Raw genomic sequence first — 15,991 nt, forward strand, 5'->3', positions numbered from 1 at the left:
CGTATAAATCTCGGACAGGCGGAACTGGCGTCGTCTTCAGAAGAGCCGTCGATCCGTACGGGGAGTCAGTCCTCGACCTCGGTCGGAAGAGCGTCGGCCGGCTCGTCGGACGTGTTCTTTGCGACCGTGCGGCGGTTGGCCTCGCCGATCCGATCCGCGACGTTGCCGACCATCTCCTCGAGGATGTCCTGCACTTCGCTGTCGTCGTCCTTGACGAGCGCACCCTTGCTGCCGTCCGCGCCGAAGTCGGGGTGGATCGGGACTCTGCCAACCATCGGGACGTCGTACTTGTCCACGATCGTGTCGGCACCTTCGGTTCCGAACAGTCCGTGTTGGTCGCCACAGCTCGGACAGACGAACGAACTCATATTCTCGACGATACCGAGGACGGGCGTGTCGTGTTTGTTGAACATCTGGACCCCCTTTCGGGTGTCGTCCAGCGCCATCTCCTGTGGCGTCGTCACGACGATCGCGCCCGTAACCGGCATCGACTGCAGCAGGTTTAGCGTCGCGTCACCGGTGCCCGGCGGCAGGTCGACGATGAGGTAGTCGAGGCGCCCCCACTCGACGCCGTCGAGGAACTTCATCATGAACTTGTTGACCATCGGGCCACGGAGGATCGCCGGGTCGTCGTCCTCTTCCATCATGAACCCCATGCTGATCACCCGGACGCCGTCGGAGCGCGGCGGGACGATGTCCTCGTTCGGCGTGACGCCGGGGTCGCTCTCGACCGGCAGGATCTGGGGGATGTTCGGGCCGTGAATGTCGGCGTCGAGGAGGCCGACCATCGCGCCGCGTTTCTCGAGGCCGGCCGCGATGTTAGCCGCGACGGTCGTCTTCCCGACGCCACCCTTTCCCGAGGAGACCGCGATGACGTTGCGCACCCGCGGCAGGACCTCGTCGTCGAAGCCGTGTTCCGCGCCTGCGTGGGCGCGCAGGTCGGCCTCGAGTCCGACCTCGTCGCAGACCTCTCGGATCCGATTTCCGAGTTCCATCTCGGAGGGGGCGTACGGTGCGTTAAACGCGAGCGAGATCCGGGCGGTCTCGTCGTCGATCGTGACGTCGTTGACGAGTCCGAGCGTGACGATGTCCTCGCCGATATCCGGATCTTCGATGCCCTCGAGTTTGATCTTGAGTTCGTGTTCTGTGATACTCATGGTGCGTCGAGATGCTCTACGCGAATGGTAGGCGCGGAACGGGATACGTGTGATGGTTCGGACCCTGAAAACCAGGGTAACGAGAACGAACGACGGTGAACAGAGACGGAAGCGATCAGTGACTGTCGTCGATAGCGCAAAAAACGAGCGAAACGGCGATCGGTCGCGTTACGGTCCGGGCGACGCGAGCGGTTCGGGCATCCCGCCGTAGAACACGATGCCGATGATCACGGTCAGGATGAACATCCCGATCCACATCTGCGCCGTAATCGCGACGAGATAGGAGACACCGAGCAGTCCGGTGCCCGTCTCGCGTGGCTCGCCGAGGAACCACGCGGCGACCATAACGTACACCGGGACGAGGACCACAGCGAAGATGAGGTACGTTCCGATGTTCGGGAAGCCGGTCAGACCCTCGGTCCCGTCGTACCCGTGGTAGAGGACGTGCGTGAGGGCGTTCGAAAGTGCCGGAATCATGCTTCAACCTCCGGCTTCTTCGTACTTTCCTCTACCGGTTCGTGTTCGTGTTCGTGACCGTGATCGCCGCGAAGGTGTTCGATCGCGTGGAGTTCGACCACGGGGACGACCTTGGCGATGACGAGGAAGAACAGCGTCACCATGCCGATCGTTCCGAGCAGGGAGAGCCACTCGATCGCGCTCGGGAAGTACTCACCGGGGGTCGCCGCGTAGATCTCGAAGGTCGGGTGCATGAACCCTTCGACGACGAACAGCAGCTTCTCGATGAGCGTCGCGAACAGCACCAGCACACCGGCGATCATGGCGCGGAGTCGAGTGAACAGCGCCGGACGGATCGTCTGTGCGAAGATGAAGACGAGCGTCCCGAAGACGAGTCCCATCGAGAGCAGGTAGACCGGGTGGAACAGCGTCGCTTCCTGTGCGACGGCCGTATCGATCGGCGCTGCGAAGAGTCCGACGACGTTCTGCTGAAGCTGTAGCCAGAGGAACAGCAGACAGAAGAACCCGAGCCACAGCAGGAGACCGCGGAAGACGTCGTCGGTCATGATGTGGTCCCAGTCGTAGGCGCGCCGGAAGGCGGCAGCGACGAGGATCACGCCGCTGATCGCCGACGTCAGTGCGATCGTGAGGAACTGCGGGCCCTGCACGGCGCTGAACCAGGCCGGCATACCTGGCAGCACGGCGAACAGCCACGGAATGACGCCGCCGTGAAGCAGCAGTGGGGCCATGATGATGATCGCGAGTGCGAGCCACCAGACCATCCGCTCGATGATCTGGTCTTCCTGCTCGGAGTAACCGAGCGTCATGGCGTCGTAGACCGGACTGAAGTGGTCCGGAAGCTGGTCGCGAAGTCGCGTAATGTCGTAGCGGAGCGTCAGTGCGAGGTAGGTCGCGGTCAGCACGAAGTAAGCCGTGATGACCGTCACGTCCCACACCAGCGGCGAGTTGTTGACCGTGATGTGGTAGTGTCCGAGGACGCTCGTGACCATTCGGTCGGGACGGCCCATGTGGACGAGAATGTAGAAGCCTGCGGCGGAGAGGCCGGCAAGCGTCAGCATCTCTGCGAGACGGGCGACCGGCATGTAGCGGTCCATCCCGAGCAGTCTGACTGCGGCCGAGAGGATGATGCCGCCGTGGGCGATCCCGACCCACCAGATAAATGCGCCGATGTACAGTCCCCAGGTGACGCCGCCACCGCTCCCCCAGTCGGAGAGCCCGGTGACGATCATCCCCTGCTGAAGCTGGTACATCCAGGCGACGAGGAACGCTCCAAGCGCCAGGGCGCAGACGGCGAACAGGACGAAGAACTTCTTCGACGTGTTCTGGATCGGACGGAGGATGTCGGCCTCGGTTGGCGTCTTCGTGCTCATAGCGACACCCCGGCGTCACCGACCGTCTCCTCGTCGAGAACGTCCTTGCGGTTGTCGACGAGGCTCACGGACTCGCCGTCCGCACGTTCGTAGCTGAGGTCCTCGTACCGAACACCAGTTCCCGTCGGCTCGGTCTGTTCCGCGTTTGGACCGGGCTCGTTGCCGAGGTAGATGATGTTCGGGTTGGTTCCGACGTCCTCGAGGAGCTTGAAGTTCGAGGCGGGCGTCCCGGCGAACTGCTCGAGCAGGAACTGGGCCGCTTCCTCGTCCGGCTCGAACTCTTCCTCGTCTTCGTCTTCTTCGTCTTCGTCGTCGGCTTCCTCTTCCTCGTCTTCTTCGTCTTCCTCGTCGTCGCCGTTCTCGTCGTCACCGTTCTCGTCGTCGCCGTTCTCGTCGTCACCGTTCTCGTCGCCGGCTTCCTCTTCGTCGGTGTCGACGCCTTCTTCGTCGCCTTCGCCCTCTTCTGCCAGGTCGGGTTCGTCGGCGAGGTCGAGTTGAGAGAGCAGTTCCTGACTCTCGAGGTCGAGGCCGTGGTCGGAGAGCGCGTCCAGGACCTCCTGGACATCCTCCTCGTACTCGGCGATGTCACCGTCGCCCTCGCCCATGTTTTCGCCGGTGATTTCGACGGCGATCAGCAGGGCGAGTTCGTCCTCTTCGAGGTCGGTTGCCTCGATGACGGATTCGAGGTCGTCGTCGGCGTCCTCGAGGTCCTCCTCGAGTTCGTCAGCGGACGGTGGGTTGAGCTGTGCGAGCGTCCGGCCGCGACTCGGATTGCCAGCGTACGCCTGCGGGTCGCTGGTCGAGTCGTTCATGTTGCCGAACTGGATCGCGTCCGGCGGACAGGCCTCCTCACACGCCGTCGTTCCGACCGCTTCGTCACCCATGTGACCGTCCTGGCGGGACGGACACATCGTACACTTGCTCATCGTGCCACGCGGTGCGCGGCTGTCGACCCAGCGGTCGTCTTCGGAGGTCATGTGGTCGCCCTGCTCGCCGGGTTCGACACCGTGTACGTCCGCGATTTCGTCCGTGGAGACGTCCGGTTCGTCCCACTGGAAGTAGTTGACGCCATACGGGCAGGCGACCTGACAGTAGCGACAACCGATACAGACGTCGTAGTCGGTCAGCACGAGTCCGTCCTTGTCGCGAGTGTGGCGGGCCGTCGTCGGACAGACCTTCTCACAGGGCGCGTCAGTACAGTGCTGACACGGCCGAACGAGTCGGTTTCGGCTCGTACTACTCGGCGCACCGGCGTCCTCGTACTCGAGGACGTACATCCAGTTGACGCCCTGGTCGAGGTTGTTCTCGGTCGAACACGCCGTCACGCAGGAGAGACAGCCGTCACAGCGCTCGAGGTCGATGGCCATCCCCCACTGGACGTCACCCTCGTCGGCACCCGGCGCGCCCGATTCGTCGTCCTCGTCCTGGGCGGCGGCGAGCGCTTGCTGGTCGCCGTCGTCGACGGTAGCCCAGGCGCCGAGGCCGACGGCAGCGGCGCCGGCCCCCATCTTCTTCATCACGTCACGGCGGGGCTCTTCGCCGTCGCCCTCGAACTTCTCCAGCATGCTCGAGAACGTGCCCTTCGCTTCCTCCTGGGCGTTCTCGTAGGCTTCCTGGGTCGGGCGGTTGTCCTCGCCGAACTCCTCCATTACGTCCTCGTGGTACTTCTCGTGGAAGTCGGCCTCGGAGAGTTCGCCTTTCGTCACCCGCATCGCGTCTTCGGCCATCTCCATCCCGAGATCCGTGTCGTACTCGGTGTCGTCGAGCATTCCCTCGAGATCGTTCTCCCACTCTTCACCGAGCGGATGGAACGACTCGTCGTCCGTGCTCATTACCGGAGAACACCTCTGGACGTGGCGGTTCGGTTACACGCCAGTACGTAGTTGGATACAGTCATATGTCTCCTCTATCCCGCACTCACGACTAGACCTTGTTGAACTATCGAGTCGATTTCCAACTACTGAGAATGGTTGCGAACATATTCGCCTCTATATATTGGTCCAGCTCGCAAACGAGCGCAGCTCCCGGCCACCTCCATCGGCACCGTCGTCGAGTCGAAAGCCGCACGATTCATCACCGTGTCCCATCGTCTCGGCCCATATCCTTCTATCCCGGTCAATCGCTCACGAGCTGGTCCTCGAGCGACTCGGAACGGCCGTCGGGAAACTCCTCGACGAACCGCTTGACGATCGCCTCTTCTGCCCGGTGGAGCGTCTCGCTACAGGTCGACTTGGCGATGCCCAGGTGGTCGGCCAACTCCGTCAGCGAGCAACGTCGTGGCGTATCGTAGTACCCCTCGTCGACAGCCGTGACGGCGACCTCGAGCTGTCGTTCCGAGAGAAGCTGACTCTCGTAGAGTTGCTCCTGAACGCGTTCGATCCGATACCGGAGGCCGACCTGCTCGAGCCGATCGGCGAGCGCTGCGAGCTGTTCCCGCGATCCCGTGACGTCGACCACCGCTTCGCCGTCCTGGATTTCGACCGGCAGATCGATCGGGGTTCCAGCCTCGCGAGAGGAGAACAACAGCAGGGGTGCCGTCGTATCGAAATGAACCGTCCTCTCGTCGTCGGTCCGTCCGACGGTCGAGAGATTCGAGATCTGCGGGTGATCGTCCAGTTCGTCGACTGCCTCGGCGACTTCGGAGCCGGTGAGACGAACGAGCGCAAAGCCCGATCCCGCACCCGGGACAGCCTCGAGCATTCGGAACGTCGTCTCGGGGAAGGCCGTCGAGACCTGCCACATCCAGACCTGCTCGGGCATCGTGATGGTGAGTGTCGCCTGGGCCATGCAAACGTGTAATCCGTACGATCGTACTGTCAAATACTTCCGTCTTCATTCCTATGGAGCGGGAATATCTGGCGAACATGTTCGCTTGGTGTCCCTCTCCGCCGCTTCGAGGGCAGTCCTCCAGTCGAGGGGCTATCAGCGCAGGTGGTCGAGCAACAGTTCGGTCACCCGCTCTGGTTTCTCGTGGGGGACCCAGTGGCTCGTCTCAGGGAGGCGTTCGAGTCGACCTCGCTCACAGAACTGGACGCTCGCGAGTCCGAGTTCGGGGACGAGCGCCTCGTCTTCCTCGCCCCAGACGACGAGTGTCGGCTGGTCGAGGCGGTCTCGCGGCGCATCCGGCGGATAGCGGGCGAGCGCCCGGTACCAGTTCAGCATGCCGGTGAGCGCGCCAGCCTGGCCCCAGGCTCGCCGGTAGTGGACCAGATCCGCATCGGTGAACGCCCCGGGGGATGCGGTCTCCCGAAGCACTCGCTCGAGGGCCCGGAAGTCGTCGTACCGACCGAGCCGCTCGGGAAGCCACGGCAACTGGAACGCGAGCACGTACCAGCTTCGACGGATCTGTTCCGGGTTCGACGCGAGTTGCTGGCGAAACGCGACCGGGTGGGGCGCGTTGGCGACCGCGAGCCGATCGACGACGTCCGGGAACCGGAGCGCGAGGTCCCAGGCGACGATGCCACCCCAGTCGTGACCGACGACGTGTGCCGTCTCTCGGCCCTCGCTCGCGATCAGGTCGACGATATCCCTCGAGAGATCCCGAAGCTGGTACGCTCGCACGTCCTGGGGCTTCTCGCTCAGGTTGTACCCTCGCTGGTCGGGGACGACGACCCGGTAGCCGGCCTCGACCAGCGGTTCGATCTGTTCTCGCCACGTGTACCAGAACTCGGGAAAGCCGTGGAGCAACACGACGAGTGGATCGTCCGCGTCGCCGGCGGTAACGGCGTGTAGCCGAACCCCGTTCACCGTACGGGATGTCGACGTCGCCCCGGAAAACGAGAGGATCGACGCGTCCGTCTCGAGGGGTGCTGGAGGCACGTCCATGCGTTCGATTCCGGTCGGTGACCGGATTTACGTACCGGTCGCGACGCGGTTACCAATCCAGCCCGACTGACAGCAGGAGCGTTTTCCCGAACACGTTCGCCACGTTTCTTCCCAGCAGGGAATCGTCTACAGGTGTTACTACATTGACACCCATATCTTGAAACGAGGAGAAGACCAATGACCGCAACCACTTACCAACCGACGGCGAACCGACGAACGTTCATGCAAACGGTGGGAGCGGCCAGTGCGGTAGCGATCGCTGGCTGCCTCGCCGAGGAACCGCAGACTGGCTCAGAATCGAACGAGTCAGCAGAGGCCGCCGAACCCGAGCTCGAGGGGCTACCAGCGGCGGAGCCCGTCGACGTCGACCGCGTCGCGGCGGATCCGATGGATATCCCGCCGCCGGTCGACTGGGACGAACCGCGAACGCACGAGATTACGATGGAGACGATCGAGATCACGGCCGAGGTCGAACCCGGCGTCACGGTCACGTACATGACCTACGACGGCCAGATCCCCGGTCCGATGATCAGAGTTCGAGAAGGGGACACGATCGACCTTACCTTCGAGGTCCCTGACGAGCACAACGTCGACGTCCACAACGTGGACTTCCACGCAGTCTACGGACCCGGTGGCGGTGCGGTGGCGACCACGGTTGCCCCCGGCGACGAACCCGCCAGGCTCCGGTTCAAAACGACGTTCCCGGGAGTTCACATCTACCACTGTGCGGTCCCGAACATGGACCAGCACATCAGCCTGGGAATGTTCGGTGCGATCCTCGTCGAACCCGAAGACGGACTCCCCGAGGTCGACCGGGAGTTCTACTTCGGCCAGCACGAACTGTACACCGACGGCGAGGCCGGCGAAGCGGGCCACCACAGCTACGACTTCGACGCGACTGCCGACGAGGATCCGACCTACGTCCTCCTCAACGGCGAGGCGTACGCGTTCACTGAGGACGGCTACGGTCCGATGACCGCCGAAGTCGGCGAGACCGTTCGGGTCTACTTCGCGAGCGGCGGGCCGAACCTGACCAGCGCGCTCCACCCCATCGGGAACGTCTGGAGCCGGTACTACCGCGACGGCGACCTGCTCTCGGAACCCGGACGGAACATCGAGACGGCGCCAGTAGCCCCGGGGACCGTCACCGCAGGCGAGATGGAGTTCCACGTCCCCGGGCCGGTCAAGATCGTCGACCACGCGCTCTCGCGAGTCGTCCGAAAAGGGATGCTCGGCGTCATCGACGTCCAGGGCGAGGCGGATCCGGAGCTCTACGACGAGAATCCGTGATCTGCCCGGACCAGCCGCTCCGTTTTTGGTCTCTATCTAGAGCGGTGCCGACCTATCGGCGGCTCTAACCGTCGGAGACCGCGAGCCGCCGGTCAGTCGCTAATCTCTCTTTCGTGGAGCAGTTTTCGCTCGCGGAAGACGACGAAGACGACTTCCGGGTCTTCCTCAAGTTCGACCGTCCGGCTGTCGCCCTCGGCGACGGTGCCCTCGTCACCCCACGCCACCGGCTCTGACCGTGTGGGCCGGATGAACAACTGGACGTCCGCGGCGGCGAGTTCATCGCCGCTCTCGTGGGTGACGGTTAACTTCCCGTCTTCGTCGTCGTAGACGACTTCGAAGGCGGCGTTCGGGGTAATGGTGTGATCGCGAACCTCGAGCGGATCCTCCGGGACGGTCCACTCGACGACGAGTTCGGTCCCGCTCTCGAAGTCACCGAGTTCGATCTCGTCGCCGCTCTCGAGCACATCGTGCTCGTCGACCGGCTGAGCGGCGGTTTCTTCGCCGTCCGCGAGGATCCGGAACTCGGCGGCACGACGGGCGACATCGTCGCTGTAGACGGCGACGACGCCGTCCTCACGGGATTTGAAGGAGAACGCGAAGCGGGGTTCGGGCGTGAAGCGAAAGACGGAATGGCGGTACCCGCCTTCGTCGGTGCGGAGAACGACGCGGATCCGCTCCTCGACCTCGACGTCCGTTAGCGTGATCGCGTCGCCCGTCGTTAACGCGTCGTGTGCCTCGGCGAATAGTGGCGCCGGCTCGCCGGCGCCCCTCGAGCCGGGTGTCCGACGGTGGATGCCCAGCCGCTCGGGATCGGCCTGCTGCTCGCCGACGTAGGTGACCTTCACCTCGTCGGCGTCGGGTTCGTACTCCGCCTCGAAGGTGTCTGCGGCGATTACCGTCCGGCCGAGCGTGTACTCGCGCTCGACGTCCTCGAGCGTCCACGAGAGTTCGCTCTCCGCGAACGGCTCCGCCTCGACGTTCAGTTCGTCACCCGGCTCGAACCGGTCGTGCTCGTCGGCCGGCTGGACGTCCGTCGGCTCGTCGCCGACGCGCAGTTCGAGGTCGTCGGCGTCGACGACGTCGCCCTCGTCGTGAACGATCCTTAGAGTTCCGTCGTCGCCGTCGTACTCCATCCTGGTACGGACGTGCGGAGACAGGACCAGATCGCCGATCTCCATCGGATCGTCCGGTACGGTCCACTCGACGGCTAGCTCTGTGCCGATATCGTAGTCGCCGAGTTCGACGGTGTCGCCGCGCTCGACGGTGTTCGCGAGGTCAGCGAACTGCGTCTCCGCTTCCTGTCCGTCGACCAGGAGACGGAACTCCGCGGCGTCGCGTGCCTGGTCGTCGTGATACCGCGCGACGACGCCCTCTTCCGGTCGGCGATGGAGGTGGATCCGCGGCGGCCGAACCCGGTAGCTGACCAGCCGCGACGGCGACCGACGCGGCTCGTTCGGCACGTCGAGTTCCAGCGAGACGCGGTCGCCGACGCCAACGCCGTCGACGGTGGTCGCATCGCCCGCGGACAACGCGTCGTACTCGCCGGCGAAGCCGTCGAGCGTTTTCACGTCGCGGTCGGAGCGGGACTGGAGGGTCAGCTTCTCCGGGTCGGCCGTCCGCTCGCCGACGTACTCGATCTCCAACCGCTCCGCGTCGAAGTCGTAGTCGACCTCGAAGGCGTTCTGTCCGACGAGGAAGGTCGCGTACGTGTAGAACGCGTTCTCGTCCTCGTCGAACCAGCGGAGCGTGACCGTGGCGAGGGGATCGGTGGCGACGACGAGCTCGTCGCCCGCTTCGAAGACGTCGAACTCCGCTATCGCCGCGTCGTCGGAGCGTTCGCCATCGTGCCACAGCTCGAGTTCGTCGGCGTCGATCGGCTCACCCTCGCAGTGGCGGAAGGTAACGACGCCCTCGTCGTGGTCGACCTCGGCATCGATCTGCGCGTCGGGTGCCGCTTCGCGGTCGCGTTCCGGAGGCTCCTCGGCGACCACCGTCGCGTGGACGATATCGTTTTGACGGTCGACGTCCATCTCGGCCAGGACGCCGGGCTCCAACTCGGTGACGATCTCTTCGACGGTCTCGTCGTCGAAGTCGACGCCGGTCGCCGGGAACAGAACGTATCGATTCTCGACGGTGCCCTCGATCGTGTTCGGAGCCTGCGCAAAGCCCGCCGCGAAGGCGTCGAGGGTATCAGGGTCGATACCGGGGAAGCCCATCCCCTCGACGTCGGCGGCGAAGTAGACGAGCGGCTGGTCGGAGAGCAGTTCGACCGCCGTGTCGGCGTCTTCGCGGACATCGAGAAACGCCTCGGTGTCGCCCGCATCGACGTCGACGACCGCGGTCGTCAGGTCCGCAGACTCCTCGCCGCTCGCGACCGCCACACGGTCTTCCGCGGTCGCGTAGCTGCGATCGTTCGCTTCCGCGAGTCGCCAGTCGCCCTGCTCGCCGGTCTCCTCGCCCGGATCGGGCCGGTCGAAGGATCCGACTGCGACGCCGATCTGACCCCGTGGTTTCGCGACGCGAGCGACAGCGACGTGCGAGACGTCGTCGGCCTCGAGGTCGTCGACCGACCGGAGGACTTCCCGCACCTCGTAGCCGTGATCGTGCTCGTCCTCCCCGACATCGGCGAGGATCACCATCGGGTAGTTACCGTCCGCGGCCGACTCTGCGGGGACCAACCCGAGCGCGCTCTCGGCACCGTCGGCGAGATCGAAATCGGTGCTGACCTGTTTCGCAGACGATCCGCTCGAGATGCCGGCGAGGCCGGCGGCCGTGACGGCGCTACTGGCAAGGAAGCTCCGTCTGGAGGGGAATTTCACGACCATATATTATCAAAGCTAATGTAAATAAGCTTCGATGACATTAATTGGAGCGCTGCGCTGCTGGACGGAACACTACGCTCCAACGAGACGCTAAGCGGTGGAAAATAGCTCGCCAGCGCCGCTGAACGCCTCGCCTCACGGGCCGAAACCGACGGCGAGACCGCTGCTCGAGCGCCGGAGTTTCGGCACGGTGATTCGTCGATCTCTTTTCGAACGCGAAGACCGAAAACGGCCCGGTTACGGCCCACTACCGAGCCGCCGTCAGGTCCAGGCTCGAAGACAGCCCGTCGAACAAAAGTGGAGATCGACGGACTCCCGGGGTGTGGAGTCGACGTGCGTCGTCAGCGTGTACGCGACCTCGTCGGTTCGGCAGTTGTCACAGGTCATACCGGACCGAACCAGCGAACGGGGTATCAGTATGCATCGATTAGCTCAACGCTATCTCGGTTAGTGATCGATTACGAAAGTCGCAATCCGACGTTGACGCGCGGCGGGCGGCCGCTCAGACCGGCGCCCCTTCCTCGGCCTCGAGAAGTTCGTGATACCGGTTCCGGATGGTAACCTCGGAGATGCTGGCGACCTCGCTGACGTCGTTCTGGGTGACCTTCTCGTTGGTCAGCAGCGCGGCCGCGTACATCGCGGCGGCGGCGAGGCCGACGGGGGACTTGCCGCTGTGGACTTCCTCCTCTTTGGCCGTCTGCAGGAGGCTGCGGGCTCGTCGCTCGGTTTCGTCGGAGAGGTCGAGTTCGCTCGCGAACCGGGGGACGTAGCTCTCGGGGTCCGCGGGCTGGACCTCCAGGCCGAGTTCCCGAATGACGTACCGGTACGTCCGGGCGACCTCGTCCTTCTCGACGCGGCTGACGGCGGAGATTTCGTCGAGGCTGCGCGGCGTGCCGGCCTGGCGGGCGGCCGCGTACAGCGAGGAGGTCGCGACGCCTTCGATCGACCGCCCCGGGAGGAGGTCCTCCTCGAGGGCGCGGCGGTAGATGACGCTCGCCGTTTCGCGGACGTTCTCGGGGAGGCCGAGCGCGCTGGCCATCCGATCGATCTCGCCGAGGGCCTGCTTCAGGTTGCGCTCCTTGGAGTCGCGGGTGCGAAAGCGCTCGTTCCAGGTTCGAAGCCGCTGCATCTTCTGGCGCTGGCGGCTCGAGAGCGACTTGCCGTAGGCGTCCTTGTCCTGCCAGCCGATGTTCGTCGAGAGCCCCTGGTCGTGCATCATGTTGGTCGTCGGGGCACCAACGCGGGACTTTTCGTCCTTCTCGGCGGCGTCGAACGCTCGCCACTCGGGACCGCGGTCGATCTCGCCCTCGTCGACGACGAGACCGCAGTCCTCACAGACCGTCTCGGCGTGCTCGGCGTCGGAGATGAGCCGGCCGCTACATTCGGGACACTCTTCGCGCTGTTCTGCCTGCTCTTCTGTCTCCTCCCGTTCGCTCGAGCGTCGCTCGTCGCTCCGGGTTCGGATAGTGGAGTCTGTCATCGTGGGAAAATCCAGTCAGGGAACTGGCTGGAAAACGCTCTACTGTATCGCAATGCAGTCGATGCACTTAAATACTTCGATAGTCTCACGCGCGTTTCGGGCGCCATCAGTCCGCTACGAGCGAAGCGAGCGACCGGTGTCCCGTCGGCGGTATCGAAACCCTTACTCTCCGGAGGCCGGTGGGACACCATATGAGCGACGACGCCGTCAGTCCCGAGGAGGTCCGCCACGTCGCGGAGCTGGCTCGCGTCGACCTCTCGGACGACGAGGTCGACCAGTTCACCCGGCAGTTCGCGGACATTCTCGAGTACTTCGAGACGCTCGACGAGGTACCGGAGGTCGACCGCGACGCAGATCTCACGAACGTGATGCGACCAGACGAGGAACGCGACTCACTCGACCGTGCCGAGGCACTCCGAAACGCCTCCGAAACCGAGGACGGCTACTTCAAGGGTCCGAACGTCTCCTGATTATGTCTGCAAATATTTTCATCACCGAGGAGGAGATCGACGGCGAAGGCGACGGTCCGCTGGCCGGTACGACGGTCGCCGTGAAGGACAATATCTCCACCGAGGGCGTCCGGACGACCTGCGGCTCCCGGATGCTCGAGGAGTACGTCCCGCCCTACGATGCGACGGTCGTCTCCCGGCTCAAAGAGGCGGGCGCGACCATCGTCGGCAAGGCGAACATGGACGAGTTCGGAATGGGGTCGACCAACGAGACGTCCTATTTCGGTCCGACGGACAACCCGGCGGCACCCGGACGCGTCCCCGGCGGCTCCTCGGGCGGCTCCGCGGCTGCCGTCGCCGCCGGCGAGGCCGACGTCGCGCTCGGCACCGACACGGGCGGCTCGATCCGCTGTCCGGCCGCCTTCTGCGGTGTCGTCGGCATCAAGCCGACGTACGGACTGGTCTCACGATACGGACTGGTCGCCTACGGCAACAGTCTCGAGCAGATCGGCCCCTTCGGCGAAACCGTCGAGGACGCCGCGGAACTGCTCGACGTGATCGCTGGGGACGACGACCGAGACGCGACGACCCGTGAGGTTCCGCTCGAAGACAACTCGAGCTACGCCGACGCCGCCACCGGCGACGTCGACGGCCTCTCTATCGGCGTTCCCACGGAACTGCTCGAGGGCGCCGACGAGGGCGTCGTCGAAACCTTCTGGGACGCGATCGCCGACCTCGAGGACCAGGGGGCGGAGTACCACGAGGTCAGCCTTCCGTCCGTCGAGCACGCCGTCGAGGCCTACTACGTGATCGCGATGTCCGAGGCCTCCTCGAACCTCGCCCGGTTCGACGGCGTCCGGTACGGCCACGACGCCGACGCCGACGGCAACTGGAACGAAACCTTCGCGCAGGCTCGTAAGGAGGGCTTCGGCGACGAAGTCAAGCGCCGGATCCTGCTCGGCACCTACGCGCTTTCGGCGGGCTACCACGACAAGTACTACAAGAAGGCCCAGGACGCCAGGGCGTGGGTCAAACAGGACTTCGACGAGGCGCTCTCGGAGGCCGACGTACTCGCGTCGCCGACGATGCCGGTGCCGCCGTTCGAACTCGGCGAGAGCCTCGACGACCCGCTCCAGATGTATCTCGCCGACGCGAACACCGTTCCGGTCAACCTGGCCGATCTGCCCGCGATCTCGGTACCTGCGGGCGAAACCGACGGCCTCCCCGTCGGCCTCCAACTCATCGGTCCGGCGTTCGGCGAGGAACAACTGATCCGCGCCGGCAGCGCGATCGGTCGGTAACCCGTTTCGGTCGGGGCGACCAGCCATCAAGTAATATTTCCGAACAGTTTATTTTTATATACAGTTCGCGAATAGGAGATCACCGAACGGTTCACTCAGGTGTCGTGTGATAGAGATTGCACCAGGCGAGGAGGTCGCGTTCGACGAGTTCGTTCGCGTCTGTGACCTCGTCGACGGCTACTTCGACGAGACGATCGACGAGGTGGCAGTACAGATGCCGGTATCACGACGACAGCTCGTGGCAATCCTCGCGAGAGTACAGCTCTCCGGCCGACATCGCACGGTCGAGAACGGCGTTCAGCGAGCCGACGTGGTCTACCAGTCACGAGAGGAAACGTTCCTCTGGTTCGACGACGGATTCTGGGCCGACATCGGCGGGCAACACGATCTCGACGCCAACGAGCGGCGAGCCGCCCGAGCGGTTCACCGGCGGGTAATCGGTGTCGTCGACGGCGACGACCCTCGAGACCGAGATCCGTTCGTGCTCGTCGGACGGTTCGGGCCGTACAAATCGACGTAAGCCCGTTCGTGCTCGTCGGACGGTCGACTCGGTTGGGATCGGCTCGAAGGGAACGGCCGTTACTCCTCGTATGCGAGGTTCATGATCCACTGCGAGAAGGCGTCGCTGTTGGGATCGACCTCGTCCTCGCCGATGAACGGCGAGAGCATGTCGCCGGCCATCAACAGGGTGAAATCGAGATCCCGTGCAGTCGGCGAGATGTAGTAGGTGTTGTGGCCGTTGTAGACGGTTTCCTCGCGATCGACCAGCTCCTTCTCGACGAGGGACTCGACGATCCGGCTCCCCTTGCGCGAGGAGACGTCGAGTTTCTTCCAGAAGTCGCTCTGGTGGATACCACCAGTCTCGCGGACGAGTTCGAGTCCGGCACGCTCGTCTTCGGAGAGTTCTGCTTCGGTTGCAGAGACGCTCACGGTGACCACCTCTCCGTGCTCGCCGCTACGGGCGGGAGTGCGTTCATACACGTATGAGGTAGAGCGAGCCGCTTAAATGTGCCCTTCGCGCTCTTCGGTCGGGTCGGTTCCGACCGCGACCGGTTCGTAGCTCGTCTCGCAGGGCGGTCCCGGAGCGAACGCGTACCGCGTCCGCTCGCCGAGCGCGATCAACGACGAGGAACGGGTGCCGAACCCGTTTCGGTGGATGCAGACGCCATACTCGTGATCACTGAGCACCGTTCCGGCTCGCTCGAGCCACTCCGCGGCCGTCTCGCCGGATTCGGCAGCCAGTTCCTGGCGCACCCTGCGGGCGTTCGCTGCCTGTTCTCGTGCCGCGTCGGGTCGAATCTCCGGGATCCGGGCGTCGTCGTCGACCGCGACGTTGACGACGACGTGAACGCCGGGTTCGAAATCAGTCCGCTCGAGGGTGCCGTCCCACTCGTAGCAGAACGCGTCCGTCTCGTCCGCGATCACGAGATAGAACCCTTCGTACTCCAGGGCATCGGTCTGTTCCTCGACGACTGTGGCCGCCTCGGCGGCGGAGTCGGCCTTGAGCACGTCCGCGACGAGCAGTCCACGCGATCGCTCACCCGCGAGGTCGGCGTCGCCCCAGCGGTTCGTGATGCCGGCGAAGACGCCGGCCTCGTTGTAACCGATCCACGTCCCGCCGGCCTCGGCGTCCTGTGGGGCGACGATGCGCGGACTCTCGCGATAGACGTCGGGCGGCAGGGACTCGCGCTCGAGCGCTTCGTCGCGGTTCGCGGCGACCGCGACGGGTGCCTCGTCGAAGACCTGCCAGGCGAGCGTGAGCGTACACACGATCCGGGATAGGGCCGCGACCGCCTTAACTTCGTGTCTGATCGAGGGCC

15 protein-coding genes are annotated in these 15,991 nt (G+C 64.6%); 4 read left to right on the forward strand and 11 right to left on the reverse strand.

Features of this window, described 5'->3' with window-relative positions:
* Positions 1-65: 65 nt before the first annotated feature.
* From CV102_RS18635 to CV102_RS18660, 6 genes are all read right to left on the reverse strand, one after another.
* Positions 66-1,157, reverse strand: a complete 1,092-nt coding sequence (locus CV102_RS18635) for an Mrp/NBP35 family ATP-binding protein (RefSeq protein WP_148859524.1) — start codon at positions 1,155-1,157, stop codon at positions 66-68.
* A 168-nt stretch (positions 1,158-1,325) separates the two neighbouring features.
* On the reverse strand, positions 1,326-1,634 hold the full coding sequence (locus CV102_RS18640; protein ID WP_148859526.1) for a hypothetical protein: 309 nt from the start codon (positions 1,632-1,634) through the stop codon (positions 1,326-1,328).
* A complete protein-coding gene (gene nrfD, locus CV102_RS18645) occupies positions 1,631-3,004 on the reverse strand; it encodes an NrfD/PsrC family molybdoenzyme membrane anchor subunit (RefSeq protein WP_148859528.1) in 1,374 nt (457 codons plus the stop codon). The genes CV102_RS18640 and nrfD overlap by 4 nt, the downstream gene beginning before the upstream one ends.
* On the reverse strand, positions 3,001-4,836 hold the full coding sequence (locus tag CV102_RS18650) for a 4Fe-4S ferredoxin N-terminal domain-containing protein (protein ID WP_148859530.1): 1,836 nt from the start codon (positions 4,834-4,836) through the stop codon (positions 3,001-3,003). The genes nrfD and CV102_RS18650 overlap by 4 nt, the downstream gene beginning before the upstream one ends.
* A 283-nt stretch (positions 4,837-5,119) precedes the next feature.
* The gene (locus tag CV102_RS18655) at positions 5,120-5,791 is read right to left on the reverse strand and encodes a helix-turn-helix domain-containing protein (RefSeq protein WP_148859532.1); all 672 of its coding nucleotides are present in this window, start codon (positions 5,789-5,791) and stop codon (positions 5,120-5,122) included.
* A 135-nt stretch (positions 5,792-5,926) separates the two neighbouring features.
* Entirely contained in the window at positions 5,927-6,829 is a 903-nt protein-coding gene (locus tag CV102_RS18660; protein ID WP_148859533.1) for an alpha/beta fold hydrolase, read from the reverse strand.
* A gap of 177 nt (positions 6,830-7,006) precedes the next feature.
* On the opposite strand from CV102_RS18660, the gene nirK reads away from it, so the two are divergent.
* The gene (gene nirK / locus CV102_RS18665) at positions 7,007-8,119 is read left to right on the forward strand and encodes a copper-containing nitrite reductase (protein ID WP_148859535.1); all 1,113 of its coding nucleotides are present in this window, start codon (positions 7,007-7,009) and stop codon (positions 8,117-8,119) included.
* A 92-nt stretch (positions 8,120-8,211) separates the two neighbouring features.
* On the opposite strand, the gene CV102_RS18670 is transcribed toward nirK, so the two are convergent.
* The 3 genes from CV102_RS18670 to CV102_RS18675 form a co-directional block, all read right to left on the reverse strand.
* Positions 8,212-10,938 carry a hypothetical protein gene (locus tag CV102_RS18670; RefSeq protein WP_148859537.1) on the reverse strand — a complete coding sequence of 909 codons (2,727 nt, stop codon included), beginning with the start codon at positions 10,936-10,938 and terminating at the stop codon, positions 8,212-8,214.
* A 264-nt stretch (positions 10,939-11,202) separates the two neighbouring features.
* Positions 11,203-11,328 (reverse strand): hypothetical protein, encoded by a 126-nt coding sequence (locus CV102_RS27065; protein WP_267903132.1) that lies wholly within the window; start codon positions 11,326-11,328, stop codon positions 11,203-11,205.
* 115 nt (positions 11,329-11,443) lie between these two features.
* Positions 11,444-12,421: a transcription initiation factor IIB gene (locus tag CV102_RS18675; RefSeq protein WP_148859539.1), complete on the reverse strand. Its 978-nt coding sequence runs from the start codon at positions 12,419-12,421 to the stop codon at positions 11,444-11,446.
* Between the two features lie 191 nt (positions 12,422-12,612).
* Between CV102_RS18675 and gatC the strand changes: the two genes are divergently transcribed.
* The 3 genes from gatC (at position 12,613) to CV102_RS18690 (ending at position 14,691) form a co-directional block, all read left to right on the forward strand.
* Positions 12,613-12,891, forward strand: a complete 279-nt coding sequence (gene gatC, locus CV102_RS18680) for an Asp-tRNA(Asn)/Glu-tRNA(Gln) amidotransferase subunit GatC (RefSeq protein ID WP_148859541.1) — start codon at positions 12,613-12,615, stop codon at positions 12,889-12,891.
* Between the two features lie 2 nt (positions 12,892-12,893).
* Positions 12,894-14,171, forward strand: a complete 1,278-nt coding sequence (gatA, locus tag CV102_RS18685) for an Asp-tRNA(Asn)/Glu-tRNA(Gln) amidotransferase subunit GatA (protein WP_148859543.1) — start codon at positions 12,894-12,896, stop codon at positions 14,169-14,171.
* A gap of 106 nt (positions 14,172-14,277) precedes the next feature.
* Positions 14,278-14,691, forward strand: a complete 414-nt coding sequence (locus CV102_RS18690) for a hypothetical protein (RefSeq protein ID WP_449289635.1) — start codon at positions 14,278-14,280, stop codon at positions 14,689-14,691.
* Between the two features lie 59 nt (positions 14,692-14,750).
* On the opposite strand, the gene CV102_RS18695 is transcribed toward CV102_RS18690, so the two are convergent.
* Positions 14,751-15,101, reverse strand: a complete 351-nt coding sequence (locus CV102_RS18695) for a helix-turn-helix transcriptional regulator (RefSeq protein ID WP_148859545.1) — start codon at positions 15,099-15,101, stop codon at positions 14,751-14,753.
* A gap of 72 nt (positions 15,102-15,173) precedes the next feature.
* Positions 15,174-15,941, reverse strand: a complete 768-nt coding sequence (locus tag CV102_RS18700; RefSeq protein ID WP_148859547.1) for an NRDE family protein — start codon at positions 15,939-15,941, stop codon at positions 15,174-15,176.
* Positions 15,942-15,991 lie beyond the last annotated feature (50 nt).

It is taken from the genome of Natronococcus pandeyae (assembly GCF_008122205.1).
In the GTDB taxonomy this organism is placed as follows: domain Archaea; phylum Halobacteriota; class Halobacteria; order Halobacteriales; family Natrialbaceae; genus Natronococcus; species Natronococcus pandeyae.